The organism is Arthrobacter sp. AB6 (assembly GCF_031844545.1).
GTDB lineage: Bacteria > Actinomycetota > Actinomycetes > Actinomycetales > Micrococcaceae > Arthrobacter.
Genome location: NZ_JAUZVL010000034.1, coordinates 13,241 through 27,187, shown reverse-complemented (window position 1 = coordinate 27,187; position 13,947 = coordinate 13,241). Strand labels below are relative to the sequence as shown.

The window sequence follows — 13,947 nt, the reverse complement described above, 5'->3', positions numbered from 1 at the left end:
TACCTGCACGGAAAGCCGGCCCGCAACCTCTGACATGGGGGCGAGCAACGGAAGGGTGCGGCCTTCCTGGACGGTTTCGTAGGCGATGGCGGTGACGCCGGAGTTGATGAGCTCGCGGGTGAGTTCGGGCTCGGCGGCCAGGTGGAGGTAGGTGAAAAGGATCAGGCCCTTGCGGAAGCGGTGGTACTCGGCCTTGATGGGCTCCTTGACCTTCATGACCATGTCGGCGCGGGCCCACACGTCGTCGGCCTCATTGACGATTTCGGCGCCGGCGATGGCGTATTCCTCGTCGGTGATGCCGGAGCCCAGCCCCGCGCCGCGCTCCACCAGGACGGTGTGGCCGTTGCTGCGGAACTCGTGGACACCGGCGGCGGTGATGGCCACCCGGAACTCGTTGTTCTTGATTTCTTTAGGGACGCCGATGATCATCGTGGGCTCCAGGTTCTCGGCTTGGTACGCCGGAAAGTGCGGAAGGATTTCGTGTATCAACGATAAATCCGGTTGTGAGCCAGCTGACATGAAAGCGAGCGGCGGCCCGTAAACGAACCGCGTCATTCCGGGGTTTTTGCCGGTTCGTGCTGGACATTTGTCGAGCCGCAGGGCGGCAGGTGTCGCCTCGTGTCCGTTCGTCCCGGAAGCCGCCCAGGCAGTAATGTTGGCCCATGCAGCAGCAGGGTGTGGAACAACTGGTTGAACAGGTGGCGCAGAAGTTGGGCCGTGGCCTGTCACTGGAGGATCTGGACGGGGTGCTGCTGGCCTACAGCTCCAACCAGTCCCACGCGGACCGGGTGCGGGTGAACTTCCTGCTGAGCAAGAAAGTGCCGGCCGACGTCAGCGCCTGGCAGCTCTCGCACGGCATTGCCACCGCCGTCCGTCCGGTGGTGGTGCCGGCCAACCAGGACCTGGGCATGCTGGGCCGGGTGTGCGTTCCGCTGATGGTGCGCGGCTTCCGGGTGGGGTACCTGTGGGTGCAGCAGGACTCCGCCGATGAGAATCCGACCGCGATCCTCACCCAGTTGCCGGCCGTCAACCACGAGCTTGAAACGTTATCAGGGCTCCTGCTCGATTCGAACACGGCCGAGTCCGAATTCCGGCGGGGGCGTGAACGGGAGTTCCTGGCCGCCTGCTCCGGCGAGCCCAACGCCGTGGCCGCCATTGCAGGCTGGAAGGAAATCCAGGGCCGCGGTCCCTGGCAGGTGGTGACAGTGCTCGACGCCGATGGCTGGGCCGGCGGATCCGACCCCATCGCATCCACCCTCATCCACCGCTCTGCCGCGCTCCAGGCGACCATCGGCGTCGACTCTGCCCTGTTCAGCGCCGGCACGGACACCCATTCCGTTGTGCTGTTCCGCGAATTGTCCGGCCGGGCCAACCACGCCCAGGTGCTGGTCCACTACCACCTGGAGCTTGCCAAGCGTTCCGGCCGTCCGGTGCAGCGCATCATTTTGGGCATCAGCGAGGGCTTTGGCCGGCCGCGCGAGCTCGCCGCGGCGTACCGCCAATCCAAGCTGGCGGCCCAGGCTGCCGCCGTGGATCCGCAGCTCGGGGAACTCGTGGACTGCAGGGCCACGGGCGTCTACCAGCTGCTCGCGTCCGCTGGCGGAGGCGCGAGTGCCTGGGCTGACTCGGCTTCGGTCTACTTCCGCATGCTTGAGGACCACGACCGCAACGGGGAACTGCTTCCGGTCCTGGAACTCCTGTACGACAACGACGGCTCGGTCCAGGACGTGGCCACCAAGCTCCACCTGCATCGCAGCAGCATCTACAACAGGCTGGGCCGGATTCGCCAGCTGCTCGGCGTTGATCCGCTCAAAGGGATGCCCCGCCTGGAGCTCCATGCCGCGCTAAAGATGCGCCGCTGGGCGGGCCGGCCACGCATCTGAGGCGTGCAGAACCTAGGCGCTGTTCCCTGGTTCCTTCGCTTCGTCAGGTTGTTCGGCCTTCTTCTGCTTCTCCAACCAGGCCGTTATGGCGGCCCGCGGAATCCGCCGGTGGGTGCCGCGGTACTCCACCGGGATCTCCCCGCGGTCCGTCATGTTGCGCAGGTACGTGTGGGAAATGCCCGCCAGCTCGGCTGCCTTGGACGTGGTGAGCATGTCCTCCACGCTGCTGACGGTCACCGCTTCGCCGCGGCTGAAGCGGTGCAGGAGATCGACGACGGCGTCCCTCGCCAGTGGCGGCAGCCGATGGACCGTGCCATCCACGAAGACGGTGATGTCGTCGCTGCCCGCAAGCGCCCGGCCCAGCTTCTCAGCATCCTCCGACGGGAGGGCGCCAGTGATCCGCGGAGCTATCAGTGCCATGCACCCAGCCTACCGGCGGCCACCCCGCCCGGGCGGTATGCTCGGCAAATGGAACTTAGCGGCGGCCGGGATGTGGAAGCGGGCGGGCTTCGGGGCAGGCTTTACGCCTCAGTCCTTCCCGCGGGAGCCCCTAACCGGCCTGCCTACGTCCTGCTGCACGGCATCGGAGTTTCCCACCGGTACCTGGCCCGGCTGCATCTCGAGCTGGCCAGGGAAGCGGATGTCTATACATTCGACCTCCCGGGCTTCGGCAAGGCGTCAAGGCCGCCCCGCCAGCTCCAGATCGATGATTTTGCGGAGTTCGTGGGCGCTGTCCTGGCCGACTCCGGCGTTTCCAGCTATGTGGTTGTGGGTCATTCCATGGGCGCGCAGTTCGCGGTGGAACTGGCGCTCCGGAAACCCGGCCGGGTGGCCGGTGCCGTCCTGATGGGGCCGGTGGTGGATTCCCCCAGGAAGACTGTCACCAGGCAGGCGCTGGCCCTCACCCGCGACGCACTGTTAAGGGAGAGCCTGACATCGAACGCCGTCGTGTTCAGCGACTACTTCAGGGCCGGGCCGCGCTGGTACCTCACCGAACTGCCGGTCATGATGGCATACCCCATGGAGGAAAGGCTGGCCGGCATCAGCCAACCCTGCCTGGTCCTTCGCGGCGCCAAGGATCCCATTGCGCGCCGCCCCTGGTGCGAACGCCTCGCGGCCATTGCGCAGCAGGGCACAGTGGCTGAAATCCCGGGCCAGGGCCACGTTCTGCAGCACACTGCCCCTGGAAGGGCGGCCCGGGCCATCAGTGGCTGGGTTCGTGCACTGGATGGTTTCGGCGTGACCGCATAGGGCGGCACGGGCCGGACGGTGTCCCTAGAGGCCGAGTTCTTCCAGGACCGGCAGCTTCTCCCGGACCCATGCCCGCGCTTCCGTGGCGCTTGGAGCGGACAAGGCAAGTTTCGCCAGCTGCTGGGCTTCCTCGAGTGTGACGGTTTTCAGCACCGCCGCCACGGCAGCAAGCGAGCGGGCCGTCATGGACAGGGTGCTTACGCCCAGGCCGGTAAGGACGACGGCGAGGGCAGGGTCGGCCGCCGCCTCACCGCACACGCCCACGGGTTTGTTGTTTCCTTCCGCGCGGGACCCTTCGACTGTCAGGCCAACGAGGCGCAGGACGGCCGGCTGCCAGGGCGTGTTGAGGTTGGCGAGCGGGCCGAGCTGGCGGTCTGCGGCCATGGCGTACTGGGTGAGGTCATTGGTGCCGAGGCTGGCGAAGGCAACTTCCCGAAGGATGGCTTCGGCGGTCAGGGCGGCGGACGGGACCTCCACCATCACGCCGGGGGTCTTGATGCCGGCGTCCGCGCACATGGAGGCAAACCGGGCAGCCTCTTCCGCCGTCGAAATCATGGGGGCCATGACCCAGACGTCCGCTTGGGACTGCTTCTCCGCCAGGGCGATTGCCTCCAGCTGCCGGTCCAGGACGCCGGGGGTGGTGAAGTCCGTGCGGTAGCCGCGGACACCCAGGGCAGGATTCGGCTCGGTGGAGTCGGTCAGGAACGGGAGCGGCTTGTCGGCCCCGGCGTCAAGCGTGCGCAGGACCACTTTCTTTCCCGGGAAAGCGTCAAAAACGCTCTTGTAGGCCGCGGCCTGCTCTTCAACGCTGGGTTCGGTGTCACGTTCCAGGAAGCAGAACTCGGTGCGGAAGAGGCCTACGCCCTGGGCGCCCAGCTTGGCTGCCGCCTCGGCATCCTTGCCGCCGCCCACGTTGGCGAGCAGCGGCACCAGGTGGCCGTCCGCCGTCGCGCCCGTGCCGTTGAACTCGGCCAGCAGGGAAGCCGTGGCTGCCCACGCTTCCGCTGCCGCGCGCAGGGATTCGTCAGGTTCGGAGGTGATGTTGCCGGCGGCGCCGTCCACGTAGACTTCGGTGCCGTCGGGGAGCTCATCCACGCCCACGGCGGCAACAACGGCGGGGAGGCCGAGGGACCGGGCGATGATGGCCGTGTGGGACTGCGGGCCGCCGCCGGCGGTGACGAGCGCGAGGACCTTGTTGGGGTCCAGGGTGGCGGTGTCCGCCGGCGCCAGGTCCTCGGCCACCAGGACGAACGGTGTGCTGGATGCCGGGATGCCGGGTGCGGGCACTCCACGCAGCTCAGCGACAATCCGGGCACGGACATCAAGGACGTCAGTGGCGCGTTCCGCCATGTAGCCGCCCAGGTTGTGGAGCATTTCGGAGACCGAGGAGCCGGACTCCCAGATGGCGCGCTCGGCGGACGTGCCGCGGGCCACCAGCTTGGCGGCACCCTTGATGAGCATGGTGTCCTTGGCCATCAGCGCAGTTGCCTCCAGGACGGCCTTTCCATCACCGATGGCGTGGGCGGCGCGGTCCTTCAGTTCATCGTGCACGGCCTGGGAGGCCGCCTTCAGGGCTGCGGTTGCTTCCTCCGCGGTGGTCCCCGCCGCCAGCTGCTCGCTGGCGGGAGGTTCGCTGATGGGTTTGGGCATCTGCCGGATGGTGCCGATGACGCGGCCTGGGCTGACGCCTACTCCTGGGAAGTTCTGCACTGAAGGTCCTCATTCTCTGCCGGTTGCCAGGCCCGCCGATACCGCCGGCGCCATGCCGGTCCGCCCGGACTGCTACGTCCGGAGGCGGGAAACGTGCCTGAAAAAAATTGTATGTGATTCAGTTCATATAGCAATGCTATAGGTGCTAGGGTAGCGGTTATGAGTTTGGATGGCCAGCTTCCCCCCAAAATGCGACTGCTCCGTGCTGCCGCGGAGCTGCTGGCGAACTCGGCGGGCGCTCCCGTCTCCACCCGCCAGATCACGCAGCTGGCGGGGGTCACAGCTCCCACGCTGTACCACCACTTCGGTGACAAGGAAGGTCTGTTTGACGCCGTCGTCGCCGCAGGGTTTGAAGAGTACGTAGCGGGCGAGAGGGATTTCGCCCCCTCCGGACAGCCGCTCGAGGATATTCGGAGAATGTGGGACAACCATGTGCAGTTCGGGCTGAATCAACCGGAACTGTACCTGGTGATGTTCGGCAACATCCGCCCGGAAAGCCGCCCGGCGATCGTCGCAGACGCCGAGGCGCTCATGGAGGAGATGCTGAACAAGGCAGCGGCGGCGGGCCAGCTGAACGTCCAGCCCAGGGAAGCGGCCAGGTCCATCCTGGCGGCCAACGTGGGCGTGACGCTGATGCTGATTGCGGAGCCCGCCTCCGAGCGGAACCTCGAACTGTCCACCATGACCCGGGACGCCATGATCTTTGCGGTGTCAGCCGAGCCCGCCAGCGGCCCGGCCCCGGGAGATGCCGGGAGATCCTCGGTAGTAGTGGCAGCGATCGCCCTGAACGCCGCACTTCAGGCATCGCACTCTGACCAGCTTTCAAGCTCGGAGCTCAAGCTTTTCCTCGAATGGCTCCACCGCATCTCCACAAGCTCTTAAACATCGGACCATCCTGCGGAGCAGCAGGAATGACGGTTAGGAAATCACATGGCAACAGAGACAGTTGCAAAACCCCGCACCAGCGCGCGCGTGCACGTCCAAAAGTTCGGGACGTTCCTGTCCGGCATGATCATGCCCAACATCGGCGCCTTCATCGCCTGGGGCATCATCACGGCACTCTTCATCCAGAAGGGCTGGGTGCCTGTTCCCCAACTGGGTGGCTTCGGGGAGACGGACGGAAAGCCGAACGTTGGCCTCGTCGGGCCGATGATCACCTACCTGCTGCCCCTCCTGATTGCCTATACCGGCGGCCGGATGGTCTATGACGTCCGCGGCGGCGTGGTGGGCGCCATCGGCACAATGGGCGTGATTGTGGGTGCCGGCATCCCGATGTTCATCGGTGCCATGATCATGGGCCCGCTGGGCGGCTGGACCATGAAGAAGATCGACTCCCTCTGGGAGGGCAAGATCCGCCCCGGCTTCGAGATGCTGGTCAACAACTTCTCCGCGGGCATCTGGGGCGCCCTGCTGGCCATGCTTGGCTTCTATGCCATCGCTCCGGTGGTTTCTGCGTTCAGCGCGGGTGCCGGCAACGTGGTCCAGTTCCTGGTGGACAACGGCCTGCTACCCCTGACCAGCATCTTCATCGAGCCGGCCAAGGTGCTGTTCCTCAACAACGCCATCAACCATGGCGTGCTCACTCCGCTGGGCGTCCAGCAGTCACTGGAGCAGGGCAAGTCCATCCTGTTCCTGCTTGAAGCCAACCCCGGCCCCGGCCTGGGCATCCTGCTCGCCTACATGTTCTTCGGCCGGGGAGCCGCCAAAGCTTCGGCTCCCGGTGCCGCGATCATCCACTTCCTCGGCGGCATCCACGAGATCTACTTCCCGTATGTGCTGATGCGGCCGCTGCTGATCCTTGCTGCGATCGCCGGCGGCATGACCGGTGTGGCCACCCTTGCCATCACAGGTTCGGGGCTGGTGGCGCCGGCCGCCCCCGGTTCCATTTTTGCGGTGCTCGCCCAGACCTCCCGCGACAGCTACCTCGGGGTGATCCTCGCGGTCCTGCTGGCCACGACGGCCTCCTTCCTGGTGGCCTCCATCATCATGAAGACCACCAAGCACAGCGACGAAGTGGACCTCAATGACGCCACCGCAAAGATGGAGCAGATGAAGGGCAAGAAGAGCTCCGTTGCCTCCAGCCTGGCCGGCGCCGGCGCGGCTGCCGGCGCGGGCGGCGTGGCCGTCCTGGCCGGACCGGTGCGCAACATCGTGTTCGCGTGCGACGCCGGCATGGGCTCGAGTGCCATGGGCGCCTCGGTGCTGCGGAACAAGATCAAGGCGGCCGGGTTCCCGGACGTCAAGGTCACGAACGCGGCCATCGCCAACCTTCGCGACGACTACGACGTGGTGATCACCCACCAGGACCTGACGGAACGGGCCAAGCCGGCCACGTCCAGTGCCGTCCACTACTCGGTGGACAACTTCATGAGCAGCCCCCGCTACGACGAGATCGTGGAACTGGTGCGGAAGAGCAACACCGAGGGCGGGCAGGCAGGCAGTGCCCAAGCAGCCGAGGCTCCGGTGGATGCCGCCCCCGGTGCCGGCACGCACGAGATCCTGGCCCGCGAGAGCGTTGTGCTCAACGGATCGGCCACCACGCGCGACGCCGCGATCGACGAAGCCGGCCGGCTCCTGCTGGACCGCGGTGCGGTGGACGAGGGCTACATCGCGGCCATGCACGAGCGGGAGCAGTCCGTGTCCACCTACATGGGCAGCTTCCTGGCCATCCCGCACGGCACCAACGCCGCCAAGGACCACATCCGCAAGTCCGCGGTTTCCGTGATCCGGTACCCGGAGGGGATCGACTGGAACGGCAAGCAGGTCAAGTTCGTCGTGGGCGTCGCAGGAGTCAACAACGAACACCTGCACATCCTGTCCGCCATCGCGAAGGTCTTCACCAACAAGGAACAGGTTGCCCGGCTTGAGGCGGCCACCTCGGTGGAGGAAGTCCTGGAGCTCTTCGGAAAGGTCAACGCATAGTGAAGGCTGTACATTTCGGGGCCGGAAACATCGGCCGCGGTTTTGTCGGGCTGCTCCTGCACGACGCCGGCTATGAGGTGGTGTTCGCGGACGTTGCCGAGGACCTCATCAGCCAGCTGGCTGCAGCGGACAGCTACGCGGTCCACGAGGTGGGGGAGAACCCTGCCGTGCGGACAGTCACCAATTTCCGGGCGCTGAACTCCACCACGCAGGAAGCGGAGCTCGTCGCGGAAATCGCGACGGCGGATATCGTCACCACCGCGGTGGGCCCGCACATCCTGAAGTTCGTGGCGCCCGTCATTGCCCGGGGCATCGTGGCAAGGGGCCCCGGTCTTCCGCCGCTGGAGGTGATGGCGTGCGAGAACGCTATCAACGCCACGGACATCCTCGCCAAGGAGGTTGCCTCCCAGCCGGGGGCAGCCGCCGGGGCGCTGGACGGGAAAGCCGTGTTTGCGAACACCGCGGTGGACCGGATTGTGCCCAACCAGGAACCAGGGCAGGGCCTGGACGTCACGGTGGAGACCTTTTACGAATGGGTCATCGACCGCACTGCCTTCGGTGATTCCGCACCGGTCATCCCGGGGGCCACCTTTGTGGATGACCTCTCGCCGTACATCGAGCGGAAGCTGTTCACTGTCAATACCGGCCACGCGTCGGCCGCCTACTTCGGGTTCGAGGCGGGCCTGGCGAAGATCTCCGAGGCCATGGCCGACCAGGACGTGGCCGAGGATGTCCGGGCGGTGCTGGAGGAAACCAAGCAGCTCCTGGTGAGCAAGCACGGTTTCAGCAACGACGAGCAGGAAGCCTACGTCCAGAAAATCCTGGTCCGGTTCTCCAACCCCTACCTGCCGGACACCGTCCACCGGGTGGGCCGTGCCCCGTTGCGGAAGCTAAGCCGGCACGAACGGTTCATCGGTCCCGCCGCCGAACTCGCGGAACGCGGCATTGTGCCGGAGGCGCTCCTGGGCGCCATCGCCGCAGCGCTGCGGTTCAACGATCCCGCCGACGCCGAGGCCACGGAACTGGCCGGCATCCTGGCCTCCTCCAGCCCGGCGGACGCTACCGCCCGCATTACCGGCCTGGAACCGGACCATCCACTGTTCAACGCCGTGGCAACCCTGGTGGAAGAGCGGCAGGCAGAGGCGGCGAAGGCCCCGGCCTGAACCCTCTCGCACTTCCTGCGGCCTTTTCCCCAACCCTCTCGCAGATAATGCGGGTTTTCCCGCAACCCTCCTGCAATCACGACGCCGGCACCCACCCGAGTGCCGGCGTCGTGCGCTGTGATGTCTCTGGCGGTGGAATGCTGGTCCGGTGATGCGCAACCCAGGTGCCTGCCCCGTTTCCTCCCGCGTATGTCGCGGCAGGACGGCTGGCGCTCGCAGATCGAGGGCGTGCGGGTGGCCGCGAGCCTCCGTGGCAAAGGGCTCGGGAACCTGATGGTGCGGTGGGCCATCGATGAATCCCGGCGCCGCGGCTGCACGCTGATGCAGCTGACCACCCACCGCTCTGACGTCGGTCGGTGGGCGACATTAACTGAGAGAGCGTCGGTGGGTGGGCGACATTAAGTGAGAGAGCGTCGGTCGGTGGGCGACATTAAGTGAGAGAGCGTCGGTGGGTGGGCGACATTAAGTGAGAGAGCATCGGGGAGAGGGCCGCTTTAGGCGCGGGCGGAGCCCTTGGCCACGAACAGGGTCTCCGCCTGCTCCAGGGACATGCCGTTGGTCTCCGGCACCTTGAACATGACAAAGAAGAACGACGCCGCGGCGAACAGCGCGTACATGGCATAGGTCAGCGGCAGCGAGCCGGCGGCCATTACCGGGAAGCTCAGCGTGATCACGAAGTTCGCCACCCACTGCGCGGCCGCAGCCAGGCCAAGGGCGCGGGCACGGATCCGGGAGGGGAATATTTCGCCCAGGAGCACCCACACCAGCGGTCCCCAGGACGCGCCGAAGCTCACCACAAAAACATTCGCAGCCACCAGGGCCACCGGACCCCACACACCGGGCAGGGAAATCTCCGAACCAGAGCCCACGGCGGTGGAGAAGGCAAGTGCCATGGCGCCCAGCGACACGGCCATGCCCACGGAGCCTGCCAGCAGGATGGGCCGGCGGCCGATGCGGTCCACCAGGGCAATGGCCACCAGGGTGACCAGGATGTTGGTGACGGACGTGGCCACCGAGATGGCCAGGGAGTCCTTCTCCTGGAAGCCCACCGCCTTCCACAGGGTGGTGGAGTAGTAGAAAATCACGTTGATGCCCACGAACTGCTGCAAAACGGATAGGACGATGCCCACCCATACCACTGCCTGCAGGCCAAAGGTCCGGCCGCGCAGGGAGCCCTTCTGGCCCGCCAGCTTGTCCTCCTCGATGGCGTCCTGGATCTCGCGGATGTGCCGGTCAGTGTCCTCTGCCGGAGCAATCGAGTCAAAGACCGCACGCGCTTCATCCTCCTTGCCCAGGAACACCAGGAAGCGCGGCGACTCGGGAAGGGTGAACGCCACCCAGCCGTACACCACGGCGGGCAGGGCTGCGGCCAGGAACATCCAGCGCCAGGCCTCGATCCCCAGCCAGTAGGGCTGGTCGGCGCCGCCGGCGCTGGTGGCCAGGAGCGCATCGGACAGCAGGGCTGCGAAGATACCCGTGGTGATGGCCAGCTGCTGCAGCGAGGCCAGCCGGCCCCTTACGTGCCGCGGCGAGATCTCCGAGATGTAGGCGGGGGCGATCACCGAAGCCAGGCCGATTCCGAGCCCGCCCACCAGGCGCCAGAAGATCAGGTCCCAGACGCCGAAGGCAAAGCCGGTGCCCAGCGCGCTGACCAGGAAGAGCAGAGCACCAAGCTTCATGGCGGGAATGCGCCCGTAGTGGTCCGCCACCTTGCCCGCAAGGAACGCGCCGGCAGCGCATCCCAGCAGCGCGATGGCCACCGCGAAGCCGGTCACGGCCTCGGACAGTGCGAACTCGTCCTTCATGGCATCTACCGCGCCGTTGACCACCGACGAATCGAAGCCGAACAGGAATCCGCCCACCGCCCCCGCGAGCGCCAGCCAGATCACCCGCTGCGGTATCCGGGCGGTTGTCTGCTCCTGTGCAGTGGGCATGGTTCTCCCTTGGTCTGGGGGTTTGGTGGATGCGGTGCGGACGTCGTCGGCTGCGGTACCGGCCGGGACGGCCGGCGCACACGCGCTACACAGTGTGGCACGTCACCGCCCGCGGTTCCACTTTCGGACTGTCGCCCTCCAACACAGAAGACGACGACGGCGGGGTCCGGGCTCGCCATGGCGGTCCGCATCAGGTCCGCGATCACGCCGGGAGACCACGGCCCGGTGTCCACGCCGAGGGAGAGTCCCTGACACTGGCGGCAGCGGTGAGGATGGCCGTGCCCAGGATGGGGAAGACCCGGCAGCCAAAAAATTTCGGCCCCGAGGCCGCGGAAACTACCGTTCCACCAGGATGCCGTCAGGGTCGCACCAGATCATGGCTCCCGTTCGGATGGTCACGTCGCCGATCTCCACATCCACATCAACTTCGCCGGCGCCGTCCTTGGCGCTCTTGCGCGGGTTGCTGCCCAAGGCCTTCACGCCGAGATCCAGTTGGGCGATGGCTTCCCGGTCCCGGATTGCGCCGTTAATGACGACGCCGGCCCAGCCGTTTGCCACGGCGCTTTCGGCGATCATGTCCCCCATCAGGGCCGTGGCCAGCGAGCCGCCGCCATCCACCACCAGCACGCTGCCGTTACCCGGCGCGGCCAAGGTTGATTTCACCAGAGCGTTGTCCTGGAAGCAGCGGATGGTCCGCGCCCGGCCGCTGAAGTGCGAGCGGCCGCCCAGGGACTGGAACTGCAACGATATCGATGCCAATTCATCGCCGCGTTCGTCGTAGAGGTCTGCGGTGTTGACAGCGGTGCCCTCCGCGGGCGTGGGCGCTGCGTTCATGTGGTTCTCTCCTTGATCCTCGGTGACGCTGGTGGCGCCGTTCCGGCGTACGGCACCGCCGCACAGTTACGCCCACGATAGTCTGACTCCGTCGCCAACCAGCCGTCCGGGGGAAACACATCATGAGCCTGTCCAACACTCCCGCGCCACTTGGACGCGATGCCGCAGGACCCGAGGAGCCGACGGCGGCGCTCGCCGAGCCGACGCGAAAGGTCACCGCGCGGTGGGTCACCGGGCTGGTGCTTGTGAACGTGGGCATTAACGCCGCCTTCTTCGGGCCTATCAATGTCTTCATTGGACAGCAGGCGATCAGTATCGACGCACCCGCCAAGGAAGCGATCCTTTCCCTTGTGACGGCGTGCGGCGCTGCGGTCTCGCTGGTGGCAAATCCGCTTTTCGGTGCCCTCTCCGACCGCACCACCTCCCGCTATGGCCGCCGTGCCCCGTGGGTGTTGGCCGGTGCCGTGCTGGCAGCCGCCGCCCTCCTCGCGATGTCCGGGGCAGCCACCGTGGCGCTCATGGTGCTCTTCTGGTGCCTCGTCCAGCTCGGTGCCAACGCCGCGTACGCTGCCATCACGGCGGCCGTTCCGGACAGGGTGCCGGTCAAGCAGCGCGGCGGAGTCGGCGGCCTGGCCGCCATGGGCCAGACCCTGGGGATCCTTGCCGGCGCCGTGTTCGGTGCCGCGGTGTCCGGAAACTTCATGGTGGGCTATTGGCTCTGCGCTGCAGCCCTTCTCGTGTCGGTGCTGCCCTACCTCTTCCACCGGAACGATCCTGCGCTGCCCAAAGGCAAGCTCCCGGCGTTCCGGCCGGGAGAATTCGTCCGAGGCTTCTGGGTCAGCCCCCGGGCCTACCCGGACTTCGCCTGGGCCTGGCTGACACGCTTCCTGGTGAACGTGGGCAACCAGCTGACCATTGTCTACCTGCTCTTCTTCCTTCGCGACATCATCAGGCACGAGGACCCGGCGGCGGGAGTGCTGGTCCTCACCGGCATCTATGCGGTGATGGTGATGGTCACTGCGGTGGTGGCCGGCCCCTGGAGTGACAGGGTGGGCCGGCGCAAGCCCTTCGTCATCGGTTCTTCCGTCACCATCGCCATGGCGGGCGCCATCATGGCTTTCTTCCCGGTGTGGCCCGGAGCCCTGGCCGGCGCGGCAGTCCTGGGTATTGGCTTCGGGGCGTACCTGGCGGTGGACTTCGCACTGCTGACCCAGGTCCTCCCCTTTGCCGTGGACCGGGGAAAGGACATGGGCATCATCAACGTGGCCAATTCCCTGCCCCAGGTGGTGGCCCCGTTCCTGGCGTTCATGGCTGTGGCGTACGGGGGCGGTTATCGCTCCCTGTTCGTCACCGCTGCCGTCATCGGCCTGCTCGGGGCGGTTTTTGTGGTGAAAATCAAGAGCGTCCGCTGACGTTCAGAAGGGCCGGAAGTAAGGCACCTGACTAATTACGCCACAGTGCTGTGCCGTATAGTTGAACCGGATTGCAGGCGGTCCGGCATGGGGAGGACCGCACCATAGGAACACAACCCCGGAATGCTGATGCCCGAGATTCTTCCAGACCATCCGCCCATGGCCCCCAGGCCCTCCGCACCCCGCCAACGGTTCCGCTACGCCAAGATCCTGGAAGCTGCAGGAGGCTTCGCGCGCAAGGGCCTGGACTCGGTTGACCTTCCTGAGGTGGCAGCCAAGGCCGATGTCCCGCTCGGCACGCTTTACCGCTATTTCCCTTCCCCCACCCACCTGATGCTCGCCCTGTACCGCCACCAGCTGGAGGAACTCCAAGGGCCGGCCCGCACCACTGCGGCCCGTTTCCGCGGCCGGGCGCTCGCCGGGCTGGTGATGGAGATCTTCCACATGCGTGTCATGCAGCCGGCAGTGGAGCAGTGCCTGACCCGCGGCGTCTACCTCCCGGACCGGGACACCACCGGGCTCCTCCGTGAGATCGATGCCTTGGGGGAGAAAGCACTGACCGCGGCGTGCGGTGATGCCACGGCGGCCCGGGTGCTGCTGCTGACAGTCACTGGTCTGGTCCAGTCCGTGAGAAACCGGCGGCTGTCCCTCTTCGAGGCTGAGGAAGACCTCAAGAAAGCCTGCACACGCCTTTCCGGAACCGGCGAGCCACGCTACACACTCCACCAGAGTGCGTAACAGGTCTAGACCAATTCGCCATTAAATCAGCCATATTGGCGTGGCGTATATCACAAGACGGCGTGCTAAAACGTTGTGGCACGGTTTGGGCCGCGTCAAA

13 protein-coding genes are annotated in these 13,947 nt (G+C 66.3%); 8 read left to right on the top strand and 5 right to left on the bottom strand.

The annotated features are described in order from the left end of the window. On the bottom strand, positions 1-429 hold a 429-nt coding region (locus tag Q9R30_RS18720), incomplete at its 3' end, for an alanine dehydrogenase (protein ID WP_396136749.1). 233 nt (positions 430-662) lie between these two features. On the opposite strand from Q9R30_RS18720, the gene Q9R30_RS18715 reads away from it, so the two are divergent. After that, the gene (locus Q9R30_RS18715) at positions 663-1,883 is read left to right on the top strand and encodes a helix-turn-helix domain-containing protein (RefSeq protein WP_311218529.1); all 1,221 of its coding nucleotides are present in this window, start codon (positions 663-665) and stop codon (positions 1,881-1,883) included. Positions 1,884-1,895: 12 nt separating this feature from the next. Here the strand turns inward: Q9R30_RS18715 and Q9R30_RS18710 are convergent, their stop codons facing one another. Next, on the bottom strand, positions 1,896-2,303 hold the full coding sequence (locus tag Q9R30_RS18710; RefSeq protein WP_104999429.1) for a helix-turn-helix domain-containing protein: 408 nt from the start codon (positions 2,301-2,303) through the stop codon (positions 1,896-1,898). A 48-nt stretch (positions 2,304-2,351) separates the two neighbouring features. Between Q9R30_RS18710 and Q9R30_RS18705 the strand changes: the two genes are divergently transcribed. Then, positions 2,352-3,134 carry an alpha/beta fold hydrolase gene (locus Q9R30_RS18705; protein ID WP_104999428.1) on the top strand — a complete coding sequence of 261 codons (783 nt, stop codon included), beginning with the start codon at positions 2,352-2,354 and terminating at the stop codon, positions 3,132-3,134. A gap of 24 nt (positions 3,135-3,158) precedes the next feature. Here the strand turns inward: Q9R30_RS18705 and ptsP are convergent, their stop codons facing one another. Continuing rightward, positions 3,159-4,844 (bottom strand): phosphoenolpyruvate--protein phosphotransferase, encoded by a 1,686-nt coding sequence (gene ptsP, locus Q9R30_RS18700; protein WP_104999427.1) that lies wholly within the window; start codon positions 4,842-4,844, stop codon positions 3,159-3,161. Between the two features lie 159 nt (positions 4,845-5,003). Here ptsP and Q9R30_RS18695 point away from each other — a divergent pair, with 159 nt between their 5' ends. The 4 genes from Q9R30_RS18695 to Q9R30_RS18680 all read left to right on the top strand — a co-directional run bounded on the left by Q9R30_RS18695 (position 5,004) and on the right by Q9R30_RS18680 (position 9,331). Further along, positions 5,004-5,726, top strand: a complete 723-nt coding sequence (locus tag Q9R30_RS18695; RefSeq protein ID WP_311218528.1) for a TetR/AcrR family transcriptional regulator — start codon at positions 5,004-5,006, stop codon at positions 5,724-5,726. Positions 5,727-5,774: 48 nt separating this feature from the next. Then, positions 5,775-7,766, top strand: a complete 1,992-nt coding sequence (locus Q9R30_RS18690; protein WP_311218527.1) for a PTS mannitol transporter subunit IICBA — start codon at positions 5,775-5,777, stop codon at positions 7,764-7,766. Continuing rightward, positions 7,766-8,929 carry a mannitol-1-phosphate 5-dehydrogenase gene (locus Q9R30_RS18685; protein WP_104999424.1) on the top strand — a complete coding sequence of 388 codons (1,164 nt, stop codon included), beginning with the start codon at positions 7,766-7,768 and terminating at the stop codon, positions 8,927-8,929. Before Q9R30_RS18690 ends, Q9R30_RS18685 begins: the two co-directional genes overlap by 1 nt. Positions 8,930-9,049: 120 nt before the next feature. Next, positions 9,050-9,331 (top strand): GNAT family N-acetyltransferase, encoded by a 282-nt coding sequence (locus Q9R30_RS18680; RefSeq protein ID WP_311218526.1) that lies wholly within the window; start codon positions 9,050-9,052, stop codon positions 9,329-9,331. A gap of 92 nt (positions 9,332-9,423) precedes the next feature. Here the strand turns inward: Q9R30_RS18680 and Q9R30_RS18675 are convergent, their stop codons facing one another. Both Q9R30_RS18675 and rraA read right to left on the bottom strand, forming a co-directional pair. Continuing rightward, positions 9,424-10,863 carry a sugar porter family MFS transporter gene (locus tag Q9R30_RS18675; protein ID WP_311218525.1) on the bottom strand — a complete coding sequence of 480 codons (1,440 nt, stop codon included), beginning with the start codon at positions 10,861-10,863 and terminating at the stop codon, positions 9,424-9,426. Positions 10,864-11,199: 336 nt separating this feature from the next. Next, positions 11,200-11,697, bottom strand: coding sequence for a ribonuclease E activity regulator RraA (gene rraA / locus Q9R30_RS18670; protein ID WP_104999422.1), 498 nt, complete (start codon positions 11,695-11,697; stop codon positions 11,200-11,202). Positions 11,698-11,819: 122 nt separating this feature from the next. Here rraA and Q9R30_RS18665 point away from each other — a divergent pair, with 122 nt between their 5' ends. Further along, the gene (locus tag Q9R30_RS18665) at positions 11,820-13,109 is read left to right on the top strand and encodes an MFS transporter (protein WP_311218524.1); all 1,290 of its coding nucleotides are present in this window, start codon (positions 11,820-11,822) and stop codon (positions 13,107-13,109) included. Between the two features lie 129 nt (positions 13,110-13,238). Continuing rightward, entirely contained in the window at positions 13,239-13,847 is a 609-nt protein-coding gene (locus Q9R30_RS18660; RefSeq protein ID WP_104999896.1) for a TetR/AcrR family transcriptional regulator, read from the top strand. Positions 13,848-13,947: the final 100 nt, after the last annotated feature.

Bases quoted from the DNA above. Each gene is read 5' to 3' on its own strand.
- Q9R30_RS18690 (WP_311218527.1), top strand. From the start codon at position 5,775: ATGGCAACAGAGACAGTTGCAAAACCCCGCACCAGCGCGCGCGTGCAC.
- Q9R30_RS18665 (WP_311218524.1), top strand. From the start codon at position 11,820: ATGAGCCTGTCCAACACTCCCGCGCCACTTGGACGCGATGCCGCAGGA.
- Q9R30_RS18695 (WP_311218528.1), top strand. From the start codon at position 5,004: ATGAGTTTGGATGGCCAGCTTCCCCCCAAAATGCGACTGCTCCGTGCT.
- Q9R30_RS18710 (WP_104999429.1), bottom strand. From the start codon at position 2,303: ATGGCACTGATAGCTCCGCGGATCACTGGCGCCCTCCCGTCGGAGGAT.
- Q9R30_RS18660 (WP_104999896.1), top strand. From the start codon at position 13,239: ATGCCCGAGATTCTTCCAGACCATCCGCCCATGGCCCCCAGGCCCTCC.
- Q9R30_RS18715 (WP_311218529.1), top strand. From the start codon at position 663: ATGCAGCAGCAGGGTGTGGAACAACTGGTTGAACAGGTGGCGCAGAAG.
- Q9R30_RS18705 (WP_104999428.1), top strand. From the start codon at position 2,352: ATGGAACTTAGCGGCGGCCGGGATGTGGAAGCGGGCGGGCTTCGGGGC.
- Q9R30_RS18675 (WP_311218525.1), bottom strand. From the start codon at position 10,863: ATGCCCACTGCACAGGAGCAGACAACCGCCCGGATACCGCAGCGGGTG.
- rraA (WP_104999422.1), bottom strand. From the start codon at position 11,697: ATGAACGCAGCGCCCACGCCCGCGGAGGGCACCGCTGTCAACACCGCA.
- Q9R30_RS18680 (WP_311218526.1), top strand. From the start codon at position 9,050: ATGTCTCTGGCGGTGGAATGCTGGTCCGGTGATGCGCAACCCAGGTGC.